Raw genomic sequence first — 24,985 nt, forward strand, 5'->3', positions numbered from 1 at the left:
GAGGGCACGAGCTGATGGCATGGCTGGCGGCGGGCGAGGGGTACGAGATCGCCCTGGTGGAAGGGCGGGTGGCGGCGAGGTCCGTCACCGGCCGGTCGGCGGGACGGCAGTTGAAGACGCTGCCCAAAGCACTGAAGGACCACCCCGAGGTGGACCGGCTGCGCCGGCTCTCCGCCTGGCTCGACCGGCACGCGGCGGCCTGCGTCGCCCAGGTCGACGGCTGGATGGTCTCCTCGCTGCCCGTACCGACCGAACTGCTCGTCCGGGTCTGGCGGGACGAGGCGTGGCGCAGCGCCCTGCGGGACCTGGCCGTCGTCGGGGACGACCCGGACGAGGTGGGCTTCCTGCGGGACGCCACCGACTCCGGTGAGCTGAAGGTGGTCGACCTCGACGGCGAGACCGTACGGCTGTCCCCGCGCACGGTGACCCTGCCGCACCCGGTGCTGCTGCCCGACCTGGACGACGTACGGGACTTCGCCGCCGAACTGGGCCTCGTCCAGCAGGTCGAGCAGATCCACCGGGCCACCTGGCACAAGCCCGCCGGACTCGCTGCCCACGCCACCGAGGTCCGCGACTACGCCGGGGGCGTGTTCCCCACCCGCTTCAGCCTGGCCGCGCGGGCCACCGGGCTGGGCTACCGGGTCTCCGGCGGCTACGCCACCTGCAAGGTGCGCGACACCGGCCGCGGCACCGAGGCGGCCGTCTGGATCGGTGAGCCCTACTACGAGGAGCAGACCACCACCGGCAGCCTCACCTGGCACGACGAGGACGGCCGCGCGGTACGCCTGGCCGAGGTCGGACCGGTGGCCTGGTCCGAAGGAATGCGGATGGCCGCGGCGCTGCACGCCGGGCGCACCATCGAGGAGGGCGGGAACGCATGAACCACGTACCGACGCAGCCGGACACCCACGCGACGGCAGACACGGCAGCAGACGCGACGGCGCACCGCCCGGGCGAGGCGGAACTGCTCCTGAGGGCCGGAGCCGTGCTCCCGCCCGGCACCACGGGCGCGGGCCCCACCGCCGTCGACCTCACCGCACGCGCCTACCACCACCCCGCCCTCGGCGACGACCGTGTGGTCGTCCGGCTCGCCGCCGCCGAACTCGGCGCGGCCGAGGACCTCGCCGCCGGCTTCCTCGGCCTCGAACGCGAGGACGGCGAAGCGCCCGTCGTCGGCCTCGGCCAACGCCAGGCCCTCGGCTTCCCCGAGTGGGTCCTCGTGCACCACCCCGAGGACGGCCACCACGCCCTCGCCGTGGTACCCGAACTCGACCGGATCGCCCGGCAGGCCAAGACCAAACCGAAAGCCGCCCTCGACGCCTGCCTCGAACTCGCCGGCCGGCTCGCCGCCGCGGTCCCGCACTTCCTGCCCGTCTTCCACGAGCAGGCCGCCCGCCTGTTCCTCGCCGTGGACAACACCACCTACGCCGCCCAGCTCTTCGGCCGCGCCCGCGCCAGCGAGGCCCGGCACGGCCTCGCCGTCGACGAGGACCGCCTCGACGGCGTCTTCCTCGAATTCGCCCTCGCCGGCGCCCTCCCCGTGAAGGTGCTCACCGGCTACGGCAAGGAACTCGCCGTCCGCGTCGCCCCCGCCGAGGCCCACGAACGCTTCCGCCGCCTGTGCGTACGCCGCACCGCGGGCGGGCTGCCGCCCTCCGCCCAGGCCGCCGTCGAACTGCGCCGACTGGCCCGCGCGGCCGGCCTGACCGGAACCGGGGCCGAACAGGACTACCTCGCCGAACTGCTGCCCCTGCCCGCCACCCTGCGCGCCGCCGCCGGCTGGTGGAAGACCCACCGCAGCGCGCTCGTCGCCCTGGCCCGCCGGGTGCCGGCCGTACGCGGCACCCTGCTGGAACTCACCCCGCCCGTCGGCGACAACGACCTCACCGCCCTGTGGCTGGAGATCCTCGAGGAGTCCGGAGCCACCGCCGGACTGGCCGACGGGAAACTGCCCGCCGACCAGCGGTGCTCCGACGGAACGGCCGGCTGGCTCGAACGCTTCCACGCCGCCCGGCACACCGGCTGGGGCAAGCGCCCCACCCCGCCCGCCCTGCTCGCCGTCGTCGAGCGCAGCGCGCAGCAGCTGAGGACCGAACTGGCCCGGCCCGGACGGGACACCGGCCTGCGGGTCGGCGTCGGCGACGCCGACCTCCTCGACCTGCTCCTCACCCTCGGCGTGCCGGTCGCCGACCCCGAGCCCGCCGCTGAACCGCAGCAGCGCGGGCACGCCCAGCTCAACCTGCGGGACTGGGCCGAGGCCGACGGGCGCCGCGACCTGCTGGCCCTCGGCGCCGACCCGCGCTTCCACCCGGCCCTGTACCGCGCCCTGGACGGCCTGGGCGAGCGGGACGGCGCCGCCATCGTGCGCGCCGCCGCAGCCGCCCCCGGCACCCGGCCGCTGCTGGCCGACTGGGTGCGGCGCGTCGCCCGCTCCTCCACCGCCGCCGGCCTCCCCGGTGTCCCCGCGGCCATCGCACGGCTGCGCTGGCTGCCCGCCGAAGCCCTCGCCCTGGCCCCCGACGACGTGGCCGCCGCGGCCGCCACCGACCTCGGCGAGACCCTCGCCCGCACCCTGCGCGGCGGCCTCTTCGAGGAACTGGCCTGGCCCGCCTGGGAGGACGCGGTCGCCGAACTGGCCCCCGCCCGGGACCGGCAGAACCTCACCGTCGTCGAGGCCTGGCCCCACCTGATCGTCGCCAACCAGAGCCAGGTCCGCGTCATCGACGCCGACTCCACCGTCCTCACCCACGACCTGCGCGTACCCGCCGGCACCGCCCACCGCCACGGCTTCCACTACGTCGACGGCGACCTGCTCGTCTTCTGGTCCTCCTGGAGCAGCGACGGCACCGAGGGGTACTGGGTCTCCTCGCCGCACACCGTCTTCACCCTGGAGACCGACCGCAGCCACTGGCAGCTGCGGTCCGAGCACGCCTCCCTGCCGCTGCCCGGCGGCGGCCGCACCACCGGCGGCGGCGTCCTGCACCGCGGGGACACCCGCCTGCCGGACGAACGGGCCCTCCTCTGCGACGGCGCCTCGTACTGGGTGTGGCAGGGCCGCGACCAGCACACCGACGGAGGCTGGCGCGAATACGACCCCGCGAGCGGCGCACTCGGCCGCGCCTCCCTCCCCGCATTCCTCGCCGACCCGCCCGTCGGCCGGCCCGCGGACGCCGAGTCCCCCGGTCACACCGGCTGGCTGCGGCCCGCGCCCACCGTGCCGGGCTCCGTGCTCGGCGCACCCGCCGGCGGTCTGCTCGGCTGGCGCACCACGCGCCGGCCCGGCCACGGCTGGACGGCGACCGACACCGCCGGCCGCACCGTCACCGTCCCCGAAGGCCGCGACATGCCCGTCGCCGCCCTGGCCTTCCCCGGCGACGACCGCCCCCGCGCCCTCTCGCAGCGCTGGCGCGAACTCGACCTCAGCGACCCGGACGGGGTGGTCACCGCCCAGTCGCGCGGCGACCACCGCAGCGCCTCCTACGCCACCGGCAGCGTGGACCTGCCACCACTGACCCACTGGTACGCGCTGCGTCCGCGGGACCCCGAGGGCTCGCACGCCCTGCGCGCCGCCGACCGGGAGGGCGTCGGCGCCCTGCTCAAGGCCGCCGCCGCGGCCGAGAAGGCCGCCGACCTCCCCGGCCTGGTCCGCACCGCGCTGCCCGCGGTCACCGCTCCCGAACTCGTCGGCGGCGTCGTCGAATGGCTGCGCTTCGCCCTCGCCCAGCAGAAGGCCCTCGACGCGATCGCGGCCCGGCTCGACCCCGCCGCCCCGACCGCCGAGGAGGAGGTCCAGGGCCCCACCGACCGGCTCCTCGGTGAGGCGCTGCGCGGCCTCACCGAATCCGGCTACCACCGCTGGGGCGCCGACACCGACGCCGCCCACCGCACCCTGCGCGAGCTCGCGGCCGCCTGCGGGCGGACCGACACCCCCGGGGTGCCCGGCCGGCTGCACTTCGACGTGCCCGCGCTGCCCTACTCCGCCCTCCCGTGGACCGCCCTGCTCGACCGGCCGGCCGCCGTCGCCTACCGCGCCGTCGCCCTCGGGACCACCGAAGAGCAGCGCGCCGCCCTGGTGAGCCTGCTCGGTGCGGTCGACGCCCTCGGCCTCGCCTCGACGCAGACCTCGACGGCCCGCTGGCGCCGCGTCCTGCTCCACCTCGACCCGCCCCACCTGCGCACCGCCGACGGCGCCGACCGCGGCCGCCACCACCGCGGGATACTGCCCCTCGGCGGCGGCGCCGTCCTCGCCACCACCGAGCACCAGCGGGCCGTCCCCGACGGGCACGAGTTCGGCGCCCTGCTCCACGACCCCACCGGAGCCTTCGCCGCCCCCGCGCCCTACACCCTGCGCGCCCAGGCACCGCTGGGCGACCCGGAACGCCGCGCCGACTGGCTGACCGTGTTCCTCGCCGAAGCCGCCGACCGGGGCCCGGCGCCCTTCGCCCCCGCAGCCGCCGAGGAGTTCGCCCGGCTCACCGGAGTCCGCGACACCCTGGCCCGGCTGGTCGTGGCCGGTCTGCCGCACATCGACAGCCACGAGCAGAACTTCCTGCCCCCCGCCCTGCGGACCGCCCTCGGGGTCAAGGCCTCGACCGCCGCACAGGCCCGCGACGAGCTCAAGCAGCTCGACACCGGGGTCCGCGGGGCCGTGGTCGCCGCGCTGCTCCCCGCCGACCCCGCCCGGCTGTGGACCGAAGGCCCCGACGCGGCCGCCGCCGCCGAGGTGTGGAACCGGCACGTGGGGCGCCGTATGCCGGTCCCCGAAGAGCTGCTCTCCGAAGCCACCCGCGCGGTCCGCAGCGGCTGGCCCGTCCACCGCGCGCTGCCCGCCCTCCTCGACCCGGCGGCCTCCCGGGAACTCTCCGTCGACGTCGAGTGGACCGTCCGCGGCGACCACGTCGAGCCGGCGGAACCGGCGAAGGATCCCTTCACCGGGGCCGTCCTGACCGGGGCCGTGTCCCTGGCGGCCTGGCTGGCCCACCGGCTGCCCGCGGGCGACCCCGTGCGCGCCGCCCTGCCGCCCGTGCTGACAGCCGTCCGGCAGCGGCTGGACGCCCCCGGACTGATGCTGACCATCGGGCACTTCACCAGCCTTGCCGACTTCCGGAAGGCCGCGGGCACCCCGACCGAGACCGGCGAGGGCCACGAACGGTACGGCGCGGTCATCATGGCCACCCACGACGACCGGCCCCGCCCGGCGGTGCGCCCCAGCCTCCTCGACTCCACCGGATCCGACCCCTACCTCCGGGTGCTGCGCGGCGACGACCAGCAGCCCTCCGGGGCGGAGGCCGCCCTGCGGCTCGTACGCGACCCGCGGTTCGCCGCCCTGCTGGCCGACCCGGGAGCCCCCGCGGCGGGTTCGGTCGCCCAGGACGGCACCTGGTGGCCGCAGGACCCGACCCGCTCGGTGCCGGAACTCGTGACGCAGGCCGCCGAGGCGTACGGACTCGGCGCCGACGCAGCCGCCCTGTACCTCGCCCTGCTCGCCATGCCCGACCCCACCGACCGCAACACGGCCCGCTGGACCGGCTGGAAGCCCGCCCGGCTGAAGGCCGCCCGCGCCGAACTGGCCGCCACCGACCTGGTCGTGACGGCCGGCCGCAGCCGGGCGGGACGCACCCTGTTCCTGCCGGGCGGCTGGGTCGACAAGGCCGCGCCCGTGCTGCCCCTGGAGCAGTGGAAACTCGCCCTGTACGGCCCCGCCCTGCCCGGGCCGCTGGTGCCCGCCGAACCGGCCGCGGACCTCTACCGCCGGGCCTGGCAGCGGGTCCGCGAGGGGGACGTGCCCCGCTTCGAGGAGCTCAAGGTCAAGCGCACCCGGGCCCGCCGGCGCTGACCGGGCCGGCCGGCCCGCCGCCCCCCGGCCGGCCCGCCGCCCCCCGGCCGGCCCGCCGCTCCCCGGCCGGGGCGGCGCACCACCCGGTGCGCCGCCCCGCCCGGCCCCCCTCCGCTTCCGTGTACCGCACCACCCCGACCGCAAGGACTGCGCATGACCGTCACCGAACAGCCTGCCGCCCCCCAACAGGTCCTCCCCGCCGAGCAGCGGTACGCCGCCGAACTGGCCTTCCTCGCAGCCCAGGACCCCGGGCCCCGGCCCCCCGGCTGGGCCCTCACCCCCCGCGCCGCCGTCACCTTCGTCTGCGGCAGCGACGGAGCCGGCCTCACGCTGCCGGACGGCCGCCGCGCCGGACTGCCCGCCGGCATGGTCATCGCCCCCAAGTTCGTCGGCGAACGCGCCCTGGTGGAACGCTGCGTGGTCACCCTCGCCGGGGAACGCGGCCTGCTGCTCACCGGCGAACCGGGCACCGCCAAATCGATGCTCTCCGAACTCCTGGCCGCCGCGGTCAGCGGCACCAGCGCCCTCACCGTGCAGGGCACCGCCGGCACCACGGAGGACGCCTTCCGCTACGGCTGGAACTACGCGCTGCTCCTCGCGCAGGGCCCCACCTCCCAGGCCCTCGTCGACTCCCCGGTGCTGGCCGCCATGCGCACCGGCCGGGTGGTCCGCGTCGAGGAGATCACCCGCTGCCTGCCCGAGGTGCAGGACGCGCTCGTGTCGATCCTGTCCGACCGGCGCCTCAGCGTGCCCGAACTGACCGCCACCGAGGACGCCCTGGTCAGCGCGGCCCCCGGCTTCACGGTCATCGCCACCGCCAACCTGCGCGACCGGGGCGTCTCGGAGATGTCCGCCGCCCTCAAGCGGCGCTTCAACTTCGAGACCGTCGCCCCGATCGCCGACGCCGACGCCGAAGCCGCCCTGATCCGCCGGCAGGCCGTCGCAGCCGTCCAGCGCGCCGGCGCCGCCTTCGGCGTGGACGACGCGGTGCTGGACGCGCTCGTCACGGTCTTCCGCGACCTGCGCTCGGGACGCTCCGCCGAGGGCTGGGATGTGGAACGCCCCGGCACCGTCATGTCCACCGCCGAAGCCGTCCAGGTGGCGGCCTCCCTGGGGGTGGCCGCCGCATACCTGCCCGGCGGGGACCTACTGGACCTGCTGCCGGGGCACCTGCTGGGCGTCGTCCGCAAGGACGACCCCGCCGACCACGGCCGGCTGCTCGGCTACTGGGACGGCCCGGTCCGCCGCCGCGCCGAGGACGGCTCAGCCATGTGGCGCCGCCTCTGGGACCTGCGCGGGAGCCTGCGTTGACCTCCCCGCCCACCGCCGCCGGACCGGACCCGCGCACCGCCGTGGACGCCCTCGCCGCCGCGCGCACGCCCTACCTGCTGGGGGTGCGGCACCACAGCCCCGCCCTCGCCGCGGTCGTACCGGACCTGTTGGACGCCTCGGGCGCCGAGGTCGTCTGCGTCGAGCTGCCCGCCGACTTCCAGCCCTGGCTGGAGCACCTGGCCGATCCGGAGACGGTGGCCCCGGTCGCCCTCGCGGGCACCGGTGAGGGCGGCCGGACCGCCTTCTACCCGTTCGCCGACTTCTCCCCGGAACTGGCCGCGATCCGCTGGGCCCGCCGCACCGGCGCAGCCGTCGTCTGCTGCGACCTGCCGCTCGGGTCACCCGACTGGATCCCGCAGCCGGACGGGCCCGCACCGGCGCCGACCGGCGGTGCGGCCCGGGTGCGCTCCTACGCGGACGGGCTGGCCGCGGCCGGCAGCGGCCGCGGCGGGGACGACCTGTGGGACCGCGCCGTGGAGGTCCTCGCCCCGGGCTGTTCCGCGGAAGCGGTGCGCCGCGCCGCACTCGGCGTCGGCTGGGCGCTGCGCGAGGACGCCCCCGTCCCCGGTGTGGACCTGGCCCGCGAGGCCCGGATGCGCGAGGTGATCGCCGCGGAGGCCGCCGCGGGCCGCCGGGTGGCCGCCGTGATCGGCGCCTTCCACGCCCCGGCCCTCCTGCCCCCGCAGACCCCACCTGCCGGTGGGACCGGCTCCGCTGCCGGTGGGACCGGCCCCGTTTCCGGTGGGACCGGCCCCGCTTCCCGTGGGACCGGCCCCGCGGCCGCTCCGACGCCCCGGGACGCGGCGGCGGGCCGGCGGCCCGGGGGCGTGCAGGAGCCGGTGACCTCCCTCGTCCCGTACTCCTACGACCTCCTCGACTCCCGGTCCGGCTACCCGGCCGGGATCCGCGACCCCCTCTGGCAGCAGGCCGTGCTGCGGGCCGGCGGCGACCCGGCACGGATCCGCGAGGCCGCCTCCACCGCCGTCACCGGCCTCTGCCGGGAGCTGCGGCGCGCCGGCCACACCGCAGGCACCGGCGAAGCCGCCGAGACCCTCCGGCTGGCCTGCGACCTCGCCGTCCTGCGCGGACTCCCCGCACCCGGCCGCGGCGAAATCCTGGAAGCCGTCACCACCGTCCTCGGCCAGGGCGAACCCCTGGGCCGGGGCAGGGCACTGGCCCGGGCCCTGGAGGCCGTGCTCGTCGGCACCGCCCGCGGCCGGATCACCCCGCACGCACCCCGCTCCGGACTCGGCCCCGGCGTCGAGGCGGAGCTCGCCGCGCTCGGGCTGCCGTGCCCCGGGGACCCCGCGCCCCGCGAGGTCCGGCTCGACCCGCTCCGCTCCCCGCTCGACGGGCGCCGCGAGGTCCTCCTGCAACGGCTCCTCGTCTGCGGAGCCGCCTACGGCGAGCCCCGGGCCGTCGCCGCCACCGGCGACGGCACGGCCCTGGGCACCGCATGGCGACTGTCCTGGACCCCTTCGGTCCCCGCCCGCCTGGACCTCGCCGGGGTCCGCGGCGTCACCGCCGCCCAGGCCGCCGCCGGAACCCTGCGCGAGACCGCGCGCCGCGCCGCCGCCGACGGCGGACCGACTCCGGCCGGGATCCTGGCCGGGCTGGCCGCGGCCGCCCGCTGCGATCTGCCCGAACTGGTCGACGTACGCCTCCACGAGGCGGCCGCCGTCCTGCCGCAGACCGCGACCCTGCCCGAACTCCTCGACGCCCTCGACCTCCTGGAGGCGCTGCGCCGCGGCCACCTCCCCGGCACCTGCGCCGGATCACGGGCCACCGCCGGAGCACTCACCGCCGACCTGCTCGAAGCCGCCGTCCGCGCCCTGCCGGGCCTGGCCGGCAGCGAGGACCCCGCCGACGCGGCCGCCCTCGTGGCGCTCGCCGACCGGGCCGCAGCCCACCACCTCGGCGTGCGCCTCGACGCCGCCCTCACCACCCTCGCCGCCACCGCGTCCACCCTCATCCAGGGCGCCGCACTGGCCGTACGGGTCCTGCTCGACCTCGATCCGGCCGCCGCACTCGGCGACCGGGCCGCCGGCTGGGTCGACGCGGCGGCCGGCCCCGACAGCAGGCGGGCACTGACCCGCCGCCTCGGCGGGCTCCTGGGCGCCGCCGGGCCGCTCCTGCACTCCTCCCCGGCCGCCCTCACCCCGCTCCTCGACCGCGTGGAGCACCTCGCGGACCAGGAGTTCCTGGACCGGCTCCCGGCCCTGCGCGGCGGCTTCGACGTCCTCGCCCCGGCCGCCCGCGACCGGCTCCTGGACACGGTGGCCCAACGCCTCGGCGACCGACCCGACCTCAGCCTCGACGCGCCGCCGGCCCTGCTCGCCCTGTGGGCCGCCGCCGACGCGGCCGGACTGGCCGCACTGAAGGCCCTGCCCCTGCCCGGCCGGGCAGGCCCGCCCGCACCGGCCGCGGCCGCCGCCGCAAACCCGCAGGCACCGGCCACCGCTGCCCGCCCTGCCGACGAGGCCGCGCGGATCGCGCCCGCCGACCGCTGGCGGCTGCTCCTCGGCCGCGAACGCGACCGCCTCCCGGCCGGCGCGCGCCGCTACGCGCACGCCCTGGACGAGCTGTACGGGGCCGGGCGCGGCGAGGGCGCGGCCGACCTCGACGCCGGCGGAACCGGCCGAGGCGGCGGCCAGGGCGCCGCCTTCCCCACGGCCCGGGAATGGGCCGAGGAACTGGAGTCCCTGTTCGGCGCGGACGTCCGCGAGGAGGTCCTCGCCGGAGCGGTCGAAGCGGGGCGCACCGACGTACTGGCACAGCTCGACCCTGCCTCCGTACGCCCCTCCGTGGAACTGCTGACCTCCGTGCTCTCGCTCGCCGGCGGCCTGCCCGAGGCCCGACTGGCCCGGCTGCGACCGCTGGTCAAGCGCCTGGTCGACGAACTCGCCAAGGAACTCGCCACCCGCCTGCGCCCGTCCCTGTCGGGCCTGACGACCCCGCGCCCCACCCGCCGGCCCGGCGGCCGGCTCGACCTGGCCCGCACCCTGCGTGCCAACCTCGCCCGCACGCGGCGGCGCGCGGACGGCAGCGTGGTCGTCGTCCCGGAGCGGCCGGTCTTCAGCACCCGGGCGGGCCGCGAGGCCGACTGGCGGCTGATCCTCGTCGTCGACGTCTCCGGCTCGATGGAGGCCTCCGTCATCTGGTCGGCCCTCACCGCGGCCGTACTGGGCGGCGTACCGACCCTGTCCACCCACTTCCTCGCCTTCTCCACCCAGGTGGTGGACCTCACCGACCGGGTCGAGGACCCTCTGTCGCTGCTGCTCGAAGTCCGGGTGGGCGGCGGCACGCACATCGCCGCCGGGCTCGCCCACGCCCGCTCCCTGATCACCGTGCCCAGCCGCACCCTCGTCGTGGTCGTCAGCGACTTCGAGGAGGGCGCCCCGGTCGGCGGGCTACTCGGCGAGGTGCGGGCCCTCGCCGCCTCCGGCGCCCACCTGCTGGGCTGCGCCGCGCTCGACGACGCGGGCACCCCCCGCTACTCGGTCGCCGTGGCCCGGCAACTCGTCGCGGCGGGCATGCCGGTCGCCGCCCTCAGCCCTCTCGCCCTCGCCCGCTGGGTGGGCGAACGCCTCCGTGGAGAACCCCGTTGAGCCAGCTCCCCGGCGGCCCCGCCGCCCTGCCGCCCGTCGCCCCCGAGGTGCTCGCCGAAGCCGTCGGGGTACTCACGGCCCGGCTGCGCAAGAAGCTGGACGCCGCCATCGCGGCCTGCGCAGCCGACGCCGCCGCCGGAGCGGACGGCAGCACCACCGTCCGCTTCGGCGAAGACACCCTCGTCACGCTGCGGCCCGGCCCGTCCGGCGCGGTGACCGCGGCCGGACAGGCGGTGTGCAGCTGCCTGCTGGCGCCCCGATGCCTGCACCGGGCGGCCGTGCTCGGGGCCGCCCCCCTCGCCGACCCCCCGCCGGCGCCGGAGGCACAGGCCCCGTCGACGACCCAGCCCGCCCAGCCCGGCCCGCTTGCACAGCCCGCACAGCCCGGCCGGCCCGGACGATCCGTACCGCCTCAGGGACCCGGACAGCCCGGCCGGCCCGCCGAGGCCGGGGAACCGGCGGCGCACACCCTCACCGACGGGCAGCTGCAGGCGGCGGCCGCGCTCTGGCGGGCCGCCGCCGAGGCACTCGCCGCGGGCGTCACGGCCGGCGGAGCCGTCGTCCAGACCGAGGTGCTGCGCGCCGCGCACACGGCCCGCCTCGCCGGGCTGCCGCGCGCCGAGGCCGCCGCCCTCCGGGTCGTACGGGGCCTGCGCGCCGCCCGCGCACTCCAGGCGGCCCAGGGCCTGCCCGACCTCACCGAAGCCTTCCGGGTCCTCCTGCACACCGCCGGCCTGCTGGCCTCGGGAGCCGCCGGCCCGGCGCTCACCGGCACGGCACGCCGCACCTACGCCCCGGGCGGCAGCCTGCGGGTACACGGCCTGTGCCGGGAGCCGGTCCTGTCCGCCACGGGGTACGGGGGAGTGGTCACCCACCTGATCGCCCCGGACGGCGCCCGCCACTCGGTCGCCGACGTACGCCCCGGGGGCCTGGCCCGGGCCCGCGGAGCGGGCGGCGCCTCCGTGGCCCTCGGCGGGGCGGTCCTCGACCACGCCGGCCTCGCCCGCGGCGGCCTGCGCATCGCGGGCGCCACGGTCTCCCCGGAGGGCCGGCTCGGCGCCGGACGCGGGGTCAAGGCGACCCCGCTGCCCGGGATCGACTGGACCGAGGAGCCCGCCGCAGCCCTGTTCGCCCGGCCGCCCGCCGAGGCCGTCGCCGCTCGGCTGGCCGACGAGGAAGAGCCCGAACCGGCGCTGCTCGGTTGCGACGTCACCGTCATCGGCGCCTCGGGCGACCACCTCCTGGTCCGCGAGGACCGCCCGGGGGCGCCCGTGCTGCGCCTGCGCCCCGCGCACCCCCATCCGGAGCTGCCGCACGCGGCCAATCTGCGCCGCCTCGGCGGGTACCCGGGTCTGCACCTGCGCGTCCTGGGCCGCCCCGACCTGGACCGGGCGGCGACGCTCCGCCCCCTCGCCGTCGGGCCGGTCCCCGGCGCCGCGTACACCCTGCGGCTGCCGGAAGCGTGGCTGGGCCGCGCGGACCTCGGCTACGACCGCCTCCAGGGCAGCCACTTCCCGCCCGCCGCAGCAGCCCCGCCGGACGCGGACCCCGCGGCCGCGGCTCCGGACCCACTGGCCGACTCCCCGCTGTGGCAGGTCCGCCGTCTCCTGGAGGCGGGCGTCGCCGGAGGCCGGCGGGCCGTTGCCGAAGCCGCCCGGGACAGCGCCCCGCGAGCTGCGTACGGGTCCCTGCGCCGGGCCGGGCTCACCGCGGCGGCGGATCTGGCCGAGGCCCTCGCCGCCGAAGCCGACCGCCGCCCGCGCGACGCCTTCGGCCGCCTCGCCGATCCCGCCCCGGACGGTTACGCCTGGGCCTGGCTGGCCGCGGCCACCCACCTCAGGGCGGCGGAGCGCTCCCTGGTCGCCGCCTCCTGGGAGCCGCCCCCGCGGTAGCCCCCGCCGCCGGACGCCGGGGCCCTGCCGGCCGGGGTGGCCCGGGCAGGACCCGTACGGTGCGGACCGGCCGGCGAGGCGGACGGGCGGGTCCCGCCTTCGGCCGCGTTGTCCAGGGAGGTCGGCTCGGTGGCTGCGTTGCCCGACAGGGACCTGTCGGCCGCCGTTCAGCCGCCGGCCGTCGGCAGGGACAGGCCCCTGTAGACCTGGTTGAGGACGCCGGGCAGGAGGGCTTGGGCCGTCGTCCTGCCGTCCGGTGACAGGGTGAGGTTCGTCCAGATGACGAGGGTGACGTCGTTCTCCGGGTCGTGGCCGATGAAGGAGTTGTAGCCGGGCAGTTCACCGCCGTGGTAGTACATCGCGGCCCCCGGGCCGAAGCGCTGGTAGGCGATGCCGTGGCCGTACTTCTGCCCGTCCGGCCGGTCCGGGTCCTCGGCCTGCGGGCTGCTCCGCCACTGCCGTTGGGCCGCCGGCCCGAGGACCTTGCCCGTCACCAGGGCGCGGATCCATCCGGCCAGGTCGTCCGCGGTGGAGACGGCGGCTCCCGCGGCGCCCGCGTACGAGGGGTTCTGGTGGGTGTAGTCCACCGGCTTCAGCTTCCCCGAGCGGGCGGCCGCGCTGAGCTCGGGCGGATACGGCTGGTCGACCAGGGCGTAGGCCGAACCGCCGTACATGTAGCCGTGGGAGTACGGGTCCGTCAACGACACGTCGTCGGGGGCCGGCAGCGAGGTCCCCCCGAGGCCGAGCGGGGCGAACAGCCGGTCCTGGAACTGCCGGGCGAGCGGCCGCCCGCCCGCCTTCTCGGCGACCAGGCCCAGCAGCACGTAGTTGGTGTTGCTGTACTCGTAGGACGTGCCGGGTGCGAAGTTCGGCAGGTGGCGGAAGGCGATGTCCAGCATCTCCCGCGGCGTACGGACCTTGCCCGGGTCGGCGTCCATCGACGCCGAGAGCTCCGGTGCATTGGTGTAGTTGTACAACCCGCTGCGCATCGTCAGCAGTTGGGCGAGTGTGATGCGGTCCCCGCCGGGGACCCCCTCGACGTGGCGGGACACCGGGTCGTCGAGTGCGAGCTTGCCGTCCTGCGCCAGCAGCGCGATGAGCGCCCCCGTCATCGTCTTGGTGTTGGAGGCGATCCGGACGTGGTCGGCGGTGCTCGGCGGCCGGGTTCCGTCGAATGCGGTGGCGCCGACGGTGGCGCGGAACGTCCCCTGCGGCGTGCGGAGCAGGACCACCGCTCCGGGCACCATGAGCTTCGCCGCCGCCTTTGCCACGGAGGAACGGAAGGCGACCGGGTCGATGGTCTTCAGCGCCGACGGGCCGGGCGTGGGGGCTGCGGCGCTCGCCGCCGGTCCGGCCGGGCCGGCCGGGTCGGCCGAGGCCGCGAAGCCCGGCCCGGAGGCCAGCACGCAGACCGCCGCGAGCGCGGCGGTGCACGGGGCGATACGGACGGTACGGGAGGCGGCCCGCCGCCCTCGGAGGTGGCTCATGACGGCATCACCGCCCTTGCGCTCGGGCTTTTCGGTGGCGGGCCGGTTCAAGGAAGCCGATGAAAGCAGAATGTCAGCTTATCAGCCGGTGTGTCCTTCATCCTGTCCGCGTGATCCGGCGGAACCCCCTCCCGGTGCGCCGCCGGTCAGGGTCCGCAGCGCCCTGACCAGGCGCGCCTGCCGGGCCTGCGGGGTGAGTGCCTGCAAGAGGGGCAGCGCCAGCTGGTAGCGCCCCGTCCGGTCGAGGGCCGCGAAAGCCCGACCGGCCACGGGGTCCGCTTCCAGCGCCGCCGCCAGGTCGGGCGGAACCGACGCCGTCTTCTGCGAGGCGTACGCGGCCGCCCAGCGCCCGTCGGCCTGGGCGCGCCGCACCTCCTCCAGCCCCGCCTCGCGCATCCGCCCCGCGGCGGTCAGCGCGGCCACCTTCGCCACGTTCACCTGCGACCACAGGCTCCGAGGCCGGCGGGGCACGTACTTCTGCAGGTAGTAGCGCTCGTCGAGGGCGCGGCGCTGCCCCGAGATCCACCCGTGGCACAGCCCCACGTCGACGAGTTCGTCATCGGTGACCGTGGGGATGCCGGACTTCTTCCTGGCCACCTTGACCCACACGCCGTCCCGGCGCGTGTGGTGCACGGCCAGCCACGCCTCGAACGCCGCGGCGTCCGCGAAGGCGATGACCGCCACCCCGTCGATCTCGTCCATGCCCCCAGGGTAGGCCCGCAACCGCCCCCGGTGACGGACAGTTATCCTGATCGCTCGATCGACCTGAACGGGCGCCGGAACGGACGACTGTCCGGTGTCCGGCAAGAGAGGGAGCCACGATGGACGTGCAGCACTTCGAGCGGATCACCGCGTTCATCGAAGCGCGGCTCACCCCGCTGTTCGAGGCGGAGTCCGGCAGCGAGTCCGGCTTCGCCATGGACGACACTTCCCGCGCCTTGCGGGCCCTGCGCAACGCCGTCCTGGAGGCCTCCGCGGTCAAGGGGCTCATCGCCCAGCGGCAGACCGCCGAACCGGCGGTGCGCCGCGTCATCGACCAGTCCGTCGAACACCACTGGGACGTGCTGCGCGGCATCGCGCGCCAGTGGGAGGACCACGGCGACTTCCAGCGGGAGTTCAAGCGGCATGCCTGGGAGCTGGACGAGGCGCCGGCCGCCGCAGGCAGCTGACCCCCTCCGCAGTCACCGGGCCGAGGCGGGACCCGGCCACCGGGCGTCCCACCACCCGCAATGGTGTTCCGTGCCCGCGTCGACCGTACGGATCCCGCCCGGCCCCGGAGCGAGGGACAGCACCCGGTCGGGCGGGTCCCCCAGGCGCGGCCAGCCGGGGGCGCCCGGTGCCCGCGGGACGCCGTCACGGGCGAACGAGGTCCAGTAGCCGGTCATCCGGTCGGCCAGCTCCCGCTGCGGCCCGGTCAGCGGCGCCAGCGTGAACAGCGAGGGCAGTTCGGAGCCGTGCGCCGCGCCCAGGGGAAGGTCCGGCGGCTCGGGCAGCCCGAGGAAGTCGGGCGCTCCCCTGTCGCTGAAGCGGTAGCCGTACACCGGTACGCGCCGGGCCAGCGCGCGGCCGTCCCGCAGCGCGGGGCAGATGAACGAGGCGTCGGACAGCACGGCGGCGAAGGCGGCCGCCGGCGTCGGGTGGGCCGACACGGGGTAGCGGGCGGCCACTTCACGGGCGGTGCCGACGCCGAAGGACCGTTCGAGCCGGGCCCGGTAGGCGGCCGCGTCACCGATCGGGTGGGCGGCGAGGGTCTGCCCGAGGAAGGCGCGCATCTCGTCCCGGGTGACGCCCTGCACCACCGGCACCCGGTGGAAGCGCCCTTCGGCCAGGGCGCGCCGCGGCTCGACCGGCAGTTGCCCATTGCCGTACGAGACCCGCGAGAAGGTGTTCATCAGCTCCGGGGTGGCCAGGGTCCGGGCGTCCAGCGCGCGCAGGCACTCCAGTACGCCCGCCGCCCGGGCGCAGCCGAGCCGGGCCGCCGCCCGGACCCCGTCGGCGACCGTGCGCCGCTCCGCCACGAAGGGCTCGTAGGCGCCGAGCGGCGGCAGCCAGGAGTGCGGCGGCATGGTGAGGGAGCACGGCCCGCTCTGGACCACGGCCCGGTGGAAGAGCCCCGCGGAGGCGGGCGACGTCAGATGGGCGCAGACGCTGAGGCCGCCCGCGGATTCGCCGAACACGGTGACGCGGCCGGGGTCCGCGCCGAAGGCCGCCGCGTTGGCCCGGACCCAGCGCAGCGCCGCCTGCTGGTCGGCGAGGGCGAAGCCGGGGGCCCCGCCGAGCTCCGGATGCGCGAACAGGCCGAAGACTCCCAGCCGGTAGTTGACGGTGACGACCACGACGTCGCCCCGGGCGGCCAGGGCGCCGGCCGGGTACAGGGCGCCGGAGCCGTTCATGAACCCGCCGCCGTGGAACCAGACCATGACGGGCCGCGGACGGCCCGGGGCGGCCGCCCGCGCCGGAACGGTGACGTCCAGCCGCAGGCAGTCCTCCGAGCCCGACGGCCCGCCCGGGCCCAGCGCCGGCAACTGCACGCAGTGCGGCCCCGGAGCCCCCGCATCGCGCACCCCCGGCCAGCGGGGCGCGGGCCGGGGGAGGCGCCAGCGCAGCGCGCCGGTCGGAGGAGCGGCGAACGGGATCCCCTGGAAGGTGCGATGGGTCCCGTGCGTCCGTCCGCGCACCGCCCCGCGATCGGTGACCACGACCGGCCGCTCCGGGTCCCCCGTCCCGGCGGCGGCCGGCGCCGCGCCGCCGGCCGGCAGCAGCAGTACGGCGGTGAGCAGCAACGACAGGGCGGTGGACGGTTTGAGGGCGGAGGCCGGCGGCGCGGCGGGACGAGGTCGTTCGGCACGCAGACTGCTCACGGCTGACCCCCCTTTCCTGTGCGGGAAGGCACCCCGTTTGCCCGCCCGAATGGCGCAGTGACCGGAATTGGCCCTCAATGTAACAAAGCGTGCGCTTCCCATGACGCACGATGACCGGCGCGCGATGTGTAGACCCGCGTGTCGGCGAACGGAGCTTTCGATGAATGACCCCACACCCCTCACGGCAGCGGAACACGAAGACCGTCAGGGACCCCCCGACACCCTTGCATCCGACGGGCCGGGCACCGAGCCCGCCCATACTCTCCTGCGGACGGCGGCGACCTGCCGTCCGCTCGAGGAGGTCACCGCACTGGTCAGCCTCCTCAAGGAATCCGGCCAACTCCCCAACCCCGGACTCGAAGCGCTCCGGACCGCGGCCGTGACCCGGCCCGTCCACGAGGTGCAGCGCATGGTCGCCCTGCTCGCAGAGCCCCCGCACGAAGTGGACGAGGCGGACGCCACGCTGCGCGCCGCCGCCGTCGGCCGGCCCATCGCGGATGTGGCTTTGCTGGTCAGCCACTTCAGCGCCGGTGAGCCGGCCGGGCCCGACGCGTCGCCGACCGCCGAGGCGGTCGCCCAGGGCGCGCCGCCGTCCGCCGGGCCCGGGGCCGAGCCCTACCCGGCGGCGCCCGGAGCACCGCACCGGGAGCTGTACGCGCCCGCCCCGCCCGCCCGCCCGCAGCACGCCGCGGCCCCCGGCCGCGCAGCCCCCGCCGCCACCGGCCCGGTCACAGGCGCCGCCCGTGGCCCCTCGGCCGGCTCGCAGGCCCTGCGGCACGTGCTGCGCTGGCCCGTGGCCCTCGCCCTGCTCGTCAGCGGCGCCCTGCACCTGCCGCAGGACCTGACGGTCCCGCCGGCCACGGACGCCGTGGGGCTCCTGCCCCTCCTGGCGACCGTGCTGTGCCTGGGCCTCGGCGCGCTGCTGGCCCTGTGGGACACCACCGCGGTCTGGCGGGCCGCCGCCGCCACGGCCGTCGGCGTCGTCGCCCTGCACGTGTGGGGCGGCGCAGCGCACGTCGACCCGCTGGGCGGGGCCGTCGGCGCATCCGTGGCCTGGGCCGGGGTCGTCGCCGTGATGTGCGCGGCGGGCGGCGCGGTCCTCGCGGGCATGGCCCTGCGCACCGGGGCCCGCCCCCGCCAGGGCGAGGCTGCCTGACCCGCAGCCGGCTGACGGACCGGTACGGCACCCCGCGCCCGGCGCGGGGTGCCGTTGCCGCAGGTCCGCCCGGTCAGGCGAGCAGGTTGACCGCCCGGGTGAACACCCGGGGGAGCCGCGCCGCCAGCGGGACGATCCGCCGGGCGAGCGCGGGCCGGTGGCGGGCCCACAGCAGGGAGGAGGTGAGCGCGCGGTAACTGCGCGACAACTCCCGCCAGGCTCCCTCGTACGCGTGCGGCCGGCCCTCCCGGACGCAGCGCACCAGCTCACCCGCTGCCGTCACCGCCAAGGTCAGCCCCTCGCCGGTGAGTGCGTCGACGTATCCGGCCGCGTCGCCCACGAACAGCACCCGCCCGGCCACCCGGACCCGGGCCTGCTGGCGCAGCGGCCCGGCGCCGCGCACCGGGGTGCCCGCGCCCGCCGGCAGCCGCGCCGACAGCAGGGGGAACTGCGCCAGCTGTACGTCGAAGGGCGCCTGCCGGGTCGTCAGGACGGCCACGCCGACCAGGTCGGGCGCCAGCGGGGTCACGTACGCCTCGCACCCCGCCGACCAGTGCACTTCGACGAGACCGGACCAGGGGGGCGTCGCGTAGTGCCGGCGCAGGCCGTACCGGGCGGGGCGGCCCGGCGCGGGCGGCACCGCCAGGCCGAGGCCCCGCCTGATGGGGGAGTGCAGCCCGTCCGCCGCCACCAGGTACCGGGCACAGAACCCGGCCGCACGCACCCCGTCCTCGTCCTGGCGGACCTCACCGACCCGCCCCTCGACGACCCGTACGCCGAGCTGCGCGGCCCGGGCGGCCAGCGCGGCCTGCAGGACGGTCCGCCGGACGCCGAGACCGGGGCCCTCGTGGAACAGGCCCTGCGCGTGCAGCCCGCTCACCGCGTCCACGTACCGGATGCCCTCGAAGGGCTGCCCGGCGAGCGGCACCGAAAGCTCCCGCAGCCGGCGGACGGCGCCCGGCATGAGCCCCTCCCCGCAGGCCTTGTCGATGGGGCCGGGCCGGGGTTCCACCACCACGGCCTCCAACCCGCCGAGCGCCGCGTGGATGGCCGTGGCCAGCCCGGCCGGCCCACCCCCCGCGACCAGCAGGTCGATCACCGGACGGCGCCCGCCCCGGGCACCGGGGCCGGCGCCGGCAGCCGTCCGGTCTCCGTGAGAGCGGCCTCCTCGCAGCGGATCCGCACCCGCAGAAGCGCCAGGTTGAGCGCGGTGAACCCGAACGCCGTCAGCCACGCCGAGTGCACCAGCGGCAGCGCGGCCCCTTCCACCACGACCGCCGCGTAGTTCGGGTGGCGCAGCAGCCGGTACGGTCCCCCCACCACCAGCGGGAGCCCGGGGACCACCAGCACCCGGGTGTTCCAGTGCGGGCCCAGCGTGGCGATGCACCACCAGCGCAGGACCTGCGCGGCCAGTGCCAGGGCCAGGGCGGGCAGGCCCACCGGGGGCAGGAACGGCCGGTCCAGCAGCCAGGGTTCCGCCACGCAGCCCGCCAGCAGTGCGGTGTGCAGGGCGACCATGGCCGGATAGTGGCCGCCGCCGTACTCGCGGCCGCCGCGTGCCAGGCTCCACGCGGTGTGGCGGCGCGCGACGACGAGTTCGACGAGCCGTTCGGCGGCGACCAGTCCGACGAGGAGCAGGTACCAGGCCATCGAGGGGGGCACGGTCAGAGAGGGCATCGGCATGTGATCACCAGTCACCGGTCACCAGCGGAGCAGGACGAGTTCGGAGGCGAAGCCCGGACCGAAGCCGAGCATCAGCCCGACCGTTCCGGACGGTGGCCCCGCCGCCTGGACACCGCTCAGGATGTGCAGGACCGAGGCCGAGGACAGGTTGCCCGCCTCCGCCAGCGACCGCCGGCTCGCGGCGAGGGCCGTCCCGGGCAACGACAGCGAGTCCTCCAGTACGTCCAGGATCCGCGGGCCGCCGGGGTGGCAGATCCAGGCGTCCACGTCTGCGGGCTTCAGGTCGTGTACGGCGAGGAAGGACTCGACCTCCTCCACCACGTGCAGCCGGACCAGGTCCGGGAGTTCACGGCCGAGCACCATGCGGAAACCCCAGTGCCCGATGTCCCAGCCGAGCAGGTGCCCGGTCCCCGGGTAGAGGCGGCTGCGGGAGGCCACCACCGTCGGCCCGGCGCCCGCCGCGTACAGCGGATGGTCGGGGCCCACCGCCAGCAGGGCGCCCGCCCCGTCGCCGAACAGGGCCCCGGCCACCAGGTTCGCCGGGGAGGTGTCCGTGGGCTGCAGGGTCAGCGAGCAGAGTTCGGTGGACAGCAGCAGCGCCGCGTCGCCGGGGCGGCCCGTCAGCTGGTCGTGGAGGATGCCCAGTCCGGCGGCGCCCGCCGCGCAGCCGAGGCCGAACAGCGGGATGCGCCGGATGTCGGGCCGCAGCCCCGCCCGGTCGGCGAGGCGGGCCTCCACCGAGGGGGTCGCCAGGCCGGTCACCGTGGTCGACAGCACCAGGTCGAGGTCCCGCCCGGTCAGCCCCGCGCTGTCGAGGGCGCCGTGCAGGGCGCGTTCCCCCAGTTCCAGGGCTGCCGTCAGGAACAGGGCGTTCGTCGTGCCGAAGTCGTTGCCCGGCCCGTAGCGGTCCAGCGGCAGCGCCAGGTGCCGGGTCTCCACCTGCACCGACGCGTGGATCCGGTGCAGGAGGGACGGGTCGGAGCCGGGCGGCAGGAAACGGGCGAGCGCCGCCGTGATCGCGGACTGCGGATGGCGATGGGGCGGGAACACGCTGCTCACTGCCAGGACACGTGTCATGGCTTCAACATAGGGAAGAACTGACACTTCGTGAGGAATGCGGTGAACCGGGCGCGGCGCCGCATAGCGTGGCCGGGTGTCCGTGAGAACCGGCGAGTCCGACCCGCAGACCGGGCCCGACCCAGCCCCCGCAAGCCCCATGCCCGCAAGCCCGGCCCCCGCAAGCCCGGCCGCCGCAAGCCCGGCCGCCGCGAGCCCGGCCGCCGCGAGCCCGGCCCCCGTGAGCCCGGCCGCCGCGAGCCCAGCCCCTGTGAGCCCAGCCCCTGTGAGCCCCGTGCCCGCGGGCCCCGTTTCCCCCCGTCCCGGGTCCGTCGTTCCCGCGCCGGTCGTGCCCCGCCGCCGGACGGCGGCGGGGCTGCCGGCGGCCTGTCATCCGCTGCCTGCCGCCGCCGTCACCCTCTTCGCCGCCGCGCTCGCGGCCGCGGCCGGCCGCGGTCCGCTCGGGTCCGCCGTCACCGCCGCGGCGGTGGCTGCCGGACAGCTCTCGGTGGGCTGGTGCAACGACCGCGCCGACCTGCGCCGCGACCTGGCCACGGGCCGCCGCGACAAACCCCTGGTGGCCGGGACGGCCACCCCCGCGGCCGTGACCCGCGCCGCGGCCCTGGCCCTGCTGCTGTGCGTCCCCCTGTCGCTGGCCGCCGGACCGCTCGCGGGCGCCGTGCACCTCGTCGGCGTGGCGGCCGCCTGGGCCTACAACCTCCGCCTGAAGGCCACGGCCGTCTCCTGGCTGCCGTACGCGGTCGCCTTCGGCCTGCTCCCGGCCTTCGTCACACTGGGCCTGCCCGGTGCGCCCTGGCCCCCGGGGTGGCTGACCGCCGCCGCGGCCCTGCTGGGCGCGGGTGCGCACTTCGCCAACGTCCTGCCCGACATCGAGGACGACCGGGCGACGGGCGTGCTGGGGCTGCCGCAGCGGCTCGGCGCCCGCTGGTCCGCGGCCTTCGCCGGAACCCTCGTCCTCGGTTCGACCGCCGCCCTGGTCCTCGGGCCGCCGGGGCGGGCGACCGCGTACGGCTGGGGACTGCTGGGTGCCACGGCCGTGGCGCTGCTCCTGACGTGCCGCCGGCCGGGCCGTCTGCCGTTCCGCGCCGTGCTCGCCGTGGCGGCGGCGGACGTGCTCCTGCTGCTGCTGCGCCTCGGGGCCCTGGAGACGCCGCCCCTCCCGGCCTGACCGGGACCGGGGAGGGGCGCACAAGGCCACCCCGGAGGGCCGCTGCGGGGAGCGGCGCCGACGGACAGGCCGCGGCCCTGCCCGCGGCCATCCCCGCCGGCGACGGCGGGCGGACCCCCGTCACCCCTGGGGCCGCGGGTGGGGCCGGGGCGGTTCAGGCCGTGCGGGTGCGGGTCCAGGCCAGGAGGCGGTCCGCGGGCCAGGTGTTGACGACGCGCTCGGGCGGTACGCCGCACTCCGCGGCGCGTTCGCAGCCCAGGATCTGCCAGTCCAGCTGGCCGGGCGCATGGGCGTCCGTGTCGATGGCGAACAGGGTCCCGGCGTCCACGGCGAGGCGCAGCAGCCGGCGCGGCGGGTCCAGCCGCTCGGGTCGGCTGTTGACCTCCACGGCGGTACCGGCCTCCGCGCAGGCCGCGAAGACGGCCTCCGCGTCGAACTGCGACTCGGGCCGGGTCCGGCCGGTCACCAGCCGCCCCGTGCAGTGGCCCAGGACGTCCAGCAGGGGATTGCGGACCGCGGCCAGCAGCCGCCGGGTCATCGCGGGGGACTCCATCCGCAGCTTCGAGTGGACGGAGCCGACCACGAGGTCGAGCCGGTCCAGCAGCTCCGGTTCCTGGTCCAGCGAGCCGTCGTCCAGGATGTCGCACTCGATTCCGGTGAGCAGCCTGAACGGCGCCCACGTGCCGTTGAGTTCCGTGACCACGTCGAGCTGTTCGCGCAGCCGCTCGGGGGACAGCCCCCGGGCCACGGTCAGGCGGGGCGAATGGTCGGTGAGCACGCTCCACTCGTGGCCCAGCGAGGCCGCCGCCCGCCCCATGACCTCGATCGGGCTGCCGCCGTCCGACCAGTCCGAGTGCAGGTGGCAGTCCCCGCGCAGCGCCGCCCGCAGGGCGACCGCGGCCGGCGAGGCCGGGGGACCCTCCGGCATCGCCGCGGCCTCGTCCTCCAGCTTCTGCAGGTACTCCGGCACGGTTCCGGCCAGAGCCTCCCGTACGACCTGGGCGGTCTTGGGCCCGATGCCCTTCACCGCTTCGAGGGCGCCGGGCACGGCCGCCTTCCCGGCCACCTCCTGCCCGCCGAGGCGCTCCAGCGCGGCCGACGCCGTACGGAAGGCCCGTACCCGGTACGTCGGTGCCTGGGCCCGCTCCAGCAGGAAGGCGATCCGGTCCAGCGCGGCAACCGGCTCCATCGCACACCTCCGACACGTCCGCTGCCCCGTCTCCCGCCCAGTGTGGCAAGGGGCGCGGCAGCCCGCACGGTCGCTCGGGGCGGCAGGGGGGACGGGCGGTGAGCCGTCCGGGCGGCCCGCGCGTCGATCCGGGCGGTCCGGGGTACACGCGGGGCCACGACGACGGAAGGCAGGCGGCCATGACCGAGACCCACGACGACGGCACCGGGGCGCACGAGCCCACGGCCGGGGAGCGGGCGGCGCGGGACCGGGTGCGCCAGGAGGCGACGGGCATGACCCACCACGAGACCGCTGCCGCGCTGGAGGCCGCCGAGGACGCCGTGGGGGACCCGGCGCAGGTCGACGAGTCCGCCCTCGCCACGGTCTCGGAGTGGCAGCGGATCACCGACCTGCTCTTCGACCACGGCGGCCCCTACGCGCCGGACATGGACGCCTTCGTCCAGGGCCAGCTCACCGCCCGCAGGAACCGGCGCGCCGCCGCCGGCCCGGCCTGATCCAGGGCCCCGGGCGGGCGCAGCCGGCGACCGCCAGCCGCTGCGGGCCCCCCGGGCACGGGCCGCCGGGAGCGGTCAGCCTGCGTCGGGCGCGGTCAGGCTTCGTCGGGCGCCGCGGCGTCCAGGGCGGCGGTGAGGCGGTTCAGGCGGGTCTGGAGGTCCTGTATCTCGGCGAGGTCGAAGCCCGTCGCGGCAGCGATCCGCCGGGGGACCTCGACCGCACGCTCCCGCAGCGCCGCGCCCTGCGGGGTGAGGTGGGCGCGCACCGACCGCTCGTCCTCGGCGCTGCGCTCGCGGCGGACCAGTCCGGCGGCTTCGAGCCGCTTCAGCAGCGGGGACAGTGTGCCGGAGTCCAGCCGCAGGTGCCCGCCGATCTCCTTCACCGGCATGGCGCCGTGCTCCCACAGGACCAGCATCACCAGGTACTGCGGGTAGGTCAGCCCGAGGTCCTTCAGGACCACGCGGTAGAGGCCGCCGAAGGCGCGGGCCGCCGCGTTCAGGGCGAAGCAGATCTGGCCGTCCAGACGGAGGAAGTCCTGGTCGGGAAGGTCGCCCGGCCGGTTCCCGCCGGCCGGGTCGATGAGCTGTTCGCTGGGCTTCTGGGTCATTCGGCCAGTGTACCGAGGCATCAGGGCAAGGCATTGAATTGCACACAACTCAATTGCGTGCTCTACTTGTGGAGCGCGGCCGGGAGGTCCGGCCGCCGCCACCGCCACGGTGCACCCCTGCGAGAGGACCCCCCGATGGACGCGCTGTACACCGCTGTCGCCACCGCCAACGGCCGTGAAGGCCGCGCCGTCAGCTCCGACGGCCAGATCGACCTCGCGCTGGCCATGCCCCCGGCCCTCGGCGGCAACGGTCAGGGAACCAACCCCGAGCAGCTCTTCGCCGCCGGCTACGCCGCGTGCTTCGCCAGCGCCCTCGGCCTGGTCGGCCGCCAGGCCAAGGTCGACACCAGCGAGGTCTCGGTCACGGCGGAGGTCTCCATCGGCAAGGACGGCGCCGGCTTCGGCCTCGCCGCGGTCCTGCGGATCGAGCTCCCCGACTCCCTGGCGGGCGAGACCGGCGCCCTGCTGGTCAAGCAGGCCCACGAGGTCTGCCCGTACTCCCGCGCCACCCGCGGCAACATCGAGGTGGAACTCGTCGTCGAGTAGGCACCCCGTACGGCCGGGGAGCCCCCGCCGGACCGGCACCCCGGTCCG

18 protein-coding genes are annotated in these 24,985 nt (G+C 77.0%); 10 read left to right on the plus strand and 8 right to left on the minus strand.

The features are described from left to right. Positions 1–14 precede the first annotated feature (14 nt). From ACLJTM_RS14680 to ACLJTM_RS14700, 5 genes are all read left to right on the plus strand, one after another. Complete coding sequence (locus tag ACLJTM_RS14680) at positions 15–881, plus strand: DUF4132 domain-containing protein (protein ID WP_411103984.1); 867 nt, start codon at positions 15–17, stop codon at positions 879–881. Continuing rightward, positions 878–5,836: a DNA-binding protein gene (locus ACLJTM_RS14685; protein WP_411103985.1), complete on the plus strand. Its 4,959-nt coding sequence runs from the start codon at positions 878–880 to the stop codon at positions 5,834–5,836. Before ACLJTM_RS14680 ends, ACLJTM_RS14685 begins: the two co-directional genes overlap by 4 nt. A 153-nt stretch (positions 5,837–5,989) precedes the next feature. Continuing rightward, positions 5,990–7,147 (plus strand): ATP-binding protein, encoded by a 1,158-nt coding sequence (locus ACLJTM_RS14690; RefSeq protein ID WP_411103986.1) that lies wholly within the window; start codon positions 5,990–5,992, stop codon positions 7,145–7,147. Then, entirely contained in the window at positions 7,144–10,776 is a 3,633-nt protein-coding gene (locus tag ACLJTM_RS14695) for a DUF5682 family protein (protein WP_411103987.1), read from the plus strand. Before ACLJTM_RS14690 ends, ACLJTM_RS14695 begins: the two co-directional genes overlap by 4 nt. Next, positions 10,773–12,668 carry a hypothetical protein gene (locus tag ACLJTM_RS14700; protein ID WP_411103988.1) on the plus strand — a complete coding sequence of 632 codons (1,896 nt, stop codon included), beginning with the start codon at positions 10,773–10,775 and terminating at the stop codon, positions 12,666–12,668. The genes ACLJTM_RS14695 and ACLJTM_RS14700 overlap by 4 nt, the downstream gene beginning before the upstream one ends. A 167-nt stretch (positions 12,669–12,835) precedes the next feature. Here the strand turns inward: ACLJTM_RS14700 and ACLJTM_RS14705 are convergent, their stop codons facing one another. Next, positions 12,836–14,155, minus strand: coding sequence for a serine hydrolase domain-containing protein (locus ACLJTM_RS14705; RefSeq protein WP_411103989.1), 1,320 nt, complete (start codon positions 14,153–14,155; stop codon positions 12,836–12,838). Positions 14,156–14,236: 81 nt separating this feature from the next. Then, positions 14,237–14,857 (minus strand): YdeI/OmpD-associated family protein, encoded by a 621-nt coding sequence (locus tag ACLJTM_RS14710; RefSeq protein WP_411103990.1) that lies wholly within the window; start codon positions 14,855–14,857, stop codon positions 14,237–14,239. A gap of 119 nt (positions 14,858–14,976) precedes the next feature. On the opposite strand from ACLJTM_RS14710, the gene ACLJTM_RS14715 reads away from it, so the two are divergent. Continuing rightward, positions 14,977–15,324 (plus strand): hypothetical protein, encoded by a 348-nt coding sequence (locus ACLJTM_RS14715; RefSeq protein ID WP_411103991.1) that lies wholly within the window; start codon positions 14,977–14,979, stop codon positions 15,322–15,324. 12 nt (positions 15,325–15,336) lie between these two features. On the opposite strand, the gene ACLJTM_RS14720 is transcribed toward ACLJTM_RS14715, so the two are convergent. Further along, a complete protein-coding gene (locus tag ACLJTM_RS14720; RefSeq protein WP_411103992.1) occupies positions 15,337–17,016 on the minus strand; it encodes a carboxylesterase/lipase family protein in 1,680 nt (559 codons plus the stop codon). Positions 17,017–17,176: 160 nt separating this feature from the next. Here ACLJTM_RS14720 and ACLJTM_RS14725 point away from each other — a divergent pair, with 160 nt between their 5' ends. Continuing rightward, positions 17,177–18,172: a hypothetical protein gene (locus ACLJTM_RS14725; RefSeq protein WP_411103993.1), complete on the plus strand. Its 996-nt coding sequence runs from the start codon at positions 17,177–17,179 to the stop codon at positions 18,170–18,172. 73 nt (positions 18,173–18,245) lie between these two features. On the opposite strand, the gene ACLJTM_RS14730 is transcribed toward ACLJTM_RS14725, so the two are convergent. Genes ACLJTM_RS14730 through ACLJTM_RS14740 form a run of 3 tightly spaced genes read right to left on the minus strand, consistent with a single transcriptional unit; the run spans position 18,246 to position 20,932 of the window. Next, positions 18,246–19,271, minus strand: a complete 1,026-nt coding sequence (locus ACLJTM_RS14730; RefSeq protein WP_411103994.1) for an NAD(P)/FAD-dependent oxidoreductase — start codon at positions 19,269–19,271, stop codon at positions 18,246–18,248. After that, positions 19,268–19,822, minus strand: coding sequence for an isoprenylcysteine carboxyl methyltransferase family protein (locus tag ACLJTM_RS14735; protein WP_411104315.1), 555 nt, complete (start codon positions 19,820–19,822; stop codon positions 19,268–19,270). The genes ACLJTM_RS14730 and ACLJTM_RS14735 overlap by 4 nt, the downstream gene beginning before the upstream one ends. Before the next feature lie 51 nt (positions 19,823–19,873). Next, positions 19,874–20,932, minus strand: a complete 1,059-nt coding sequence (locus tag ACLJTM_RS14740) for a type III polyketide synthase (RefSeq protein ID WP_411103995.1) — start codon at positions 20,930–20,932, stop codon at positions 19,874–19,876. Positions 20,933–21,260: 328 nt separating this feature from the next. Here ACLJTM_RS14740 and ACLJTM_RS14745 point away from each other — a divergent pair, with 328 nt between their 5' ends. Then, entirely contained in the window at positions 21,261–22,100 is an 840-nt protein-coding gene (locus tag ACLJTM_RS14745) for a UbiA family prenyltransferase (protein WP_411103997.1), read from the plus strand. Between the two features lie 154 nt (positions 22,101–22,254). Here ACLJTM_RS14745 and ACLJTM_RS14750 read toward each other — a convergent pair whose 3' ends face one another. After that, on the minus strand, positions 22,255–23,289 hold the full coding sequence (locus ACLJTM_RS14750) for a PHP domain-containing protein (protein WP_411103998.1): 1,035 nt from the start codon (positions 23,287–23,289) through the stop codon (positions 22,255–22,257). A 179-nt stretch (positions 23,290–23,468) separates the two neighbouring features. Here ACLJTM_RS14750 and ACLJTM_RS14755 point away from each other — a divergent pair, with 179 nt between their 5' ends. After that, positions 23,469–23,783: a hypothetical protein gene (locus ACLJTM_RS14755; RefSeq protein ID WP_411103999.1), complete on the plus strand. Its 315-nt coding sequence runs from the start codon at positions 23,469–23,471 to the stop codon at positions 23,781–23,783. A 95-nt stretch (positions 23,784–23,878) separates the two neighbouring features. Here the strand turns inward: ACLJTM_RS14755 and ACLJTM_RS14760 are convergent, their stop codons facing one another. Beyond that, entirely contained in the window at positions 23,879–24,391 is a 513-nt protein-coding gene (locus tag ACLJTM_RS14760; protein ID WP_411104000.1) for a MarR family winged helix-turn-helix transcriptional regulator, read from the minus strand. 135 nt (positions 24,392–24,526) lie between these two features. On the opposite strand from ACLJTM_RS14760, the gene ACLJTM_RS14765 reads away from it, so the two are divergent. Further along, positions 24,527–24,937, plus strand: coding sequence for an organic hydroperoxide resistance protein (locus ACLJTM_RS14765; protein WP_411104001.1), 411 nt, complete (start codon positions 24,527–24,529; stop codon positions 24,935–24,937). Positions 24,938–24,985: the final 48 nt, after the last annotated feature.

It is taken from the genome of Streptomyces sp. cmx-4-9 (genome assembly GCF_046548835.1).
GTDB lineage: Bacteria > Actinomycetota > Actinomycetes > Streptomycetales > Streptomycetaceae > Streptomyces.

Coding starts and splice junctions, on each gene's coding strand:
- ACLJTM_RS14715 (WP_411103991.1), top strand. CDS start 14,977: ATGGACGTGCAGCACTTCGAGCGGATCACCGCGTTCATCGAAGCGCGG.
- ACLJTM_RS14750 (WP_411103998.1), bottom strand. CDS start 23,289: ATGGAGCCGGTTGCCGCGCTGGACCGGATCGCCTTCCTGCTGGAGCGG.
- ACLJTM_RS14685 (WP_411103985.1), top strand. CDS start 878: ATGAACCACGTACCGACGCAGCCGGACACCCACGCGACGGCAGACACG.
- ACLJTM_RS14680 (WP_411103984.1), top strand. CDS start 15: ATGGCATGGCTGGCGGCGGGCGAGGGGTACGAGATCGCCCTGGTGGAA.
- ACLJTM_RS14755 (WP_411103999.1), top strand. CDS start 23,469: ATGACCGAGACCCACGACGACGGCACCGGGGCGCACGAGCCCACGGCC.
- ACLJTM_RS14760 (WP_411104000.1), bottom strand. CDS start 24,391: ATGACCCAGAAGCCCAGCGAACAGCTCATCGACCCGGCCGGCGGGAAC.
- ACLJTM_RS14765 (WP_411104001.1), top strand. CDS start 24,527: ATGGACGCGCTGTACACCGCTGTCGCCACCGCCAACGGCCGTGAAGGC.
- ACLJTM_RS14710 (WP_411103990.1), bottom strand. CDS start 14,857: ATGGACGAGATCGACGGGGTGGCGGTCATCGCCTTCGCGGACGCCGCG.
- ACLJTM_RS14735 (WP_411104315.1), bottom strand. CDS start 19,822: ATGGCCTGGTACCTGCTCCTCGTCGGACTGGTCGCCGCCGAACGGCTC.
- ACLJTM_RS14690 (WP_411103986.1), top strand. CDS start 5,990: ATGACCGTCACCGAACAGCCTGCCGCCCCCCAACAGGTCCTCCCCGCC.
- ACLJTM_RS14740 (WP_411103995.1), bottom strand. CDS start 20,932: ATGACACGTGTCCTGGCAGTGAGCAGCGTGTTCCCGCCCCATCGCCAT.
- ACLJTM_RS14705 (WP_411103989.1), bottom strand. CDS start 14,155: ATGAGCCACCTCCGAGGGCGGCGGGCCGCCTCCCGTACCGTCCGTATC.
- ACLJTM_RS14725 (WP_411103993.1), top strand. CDS start 17,177: ATGAATGACCCCACACCCCTCACGGCAGCGGAACACGAAGACCGTCAG.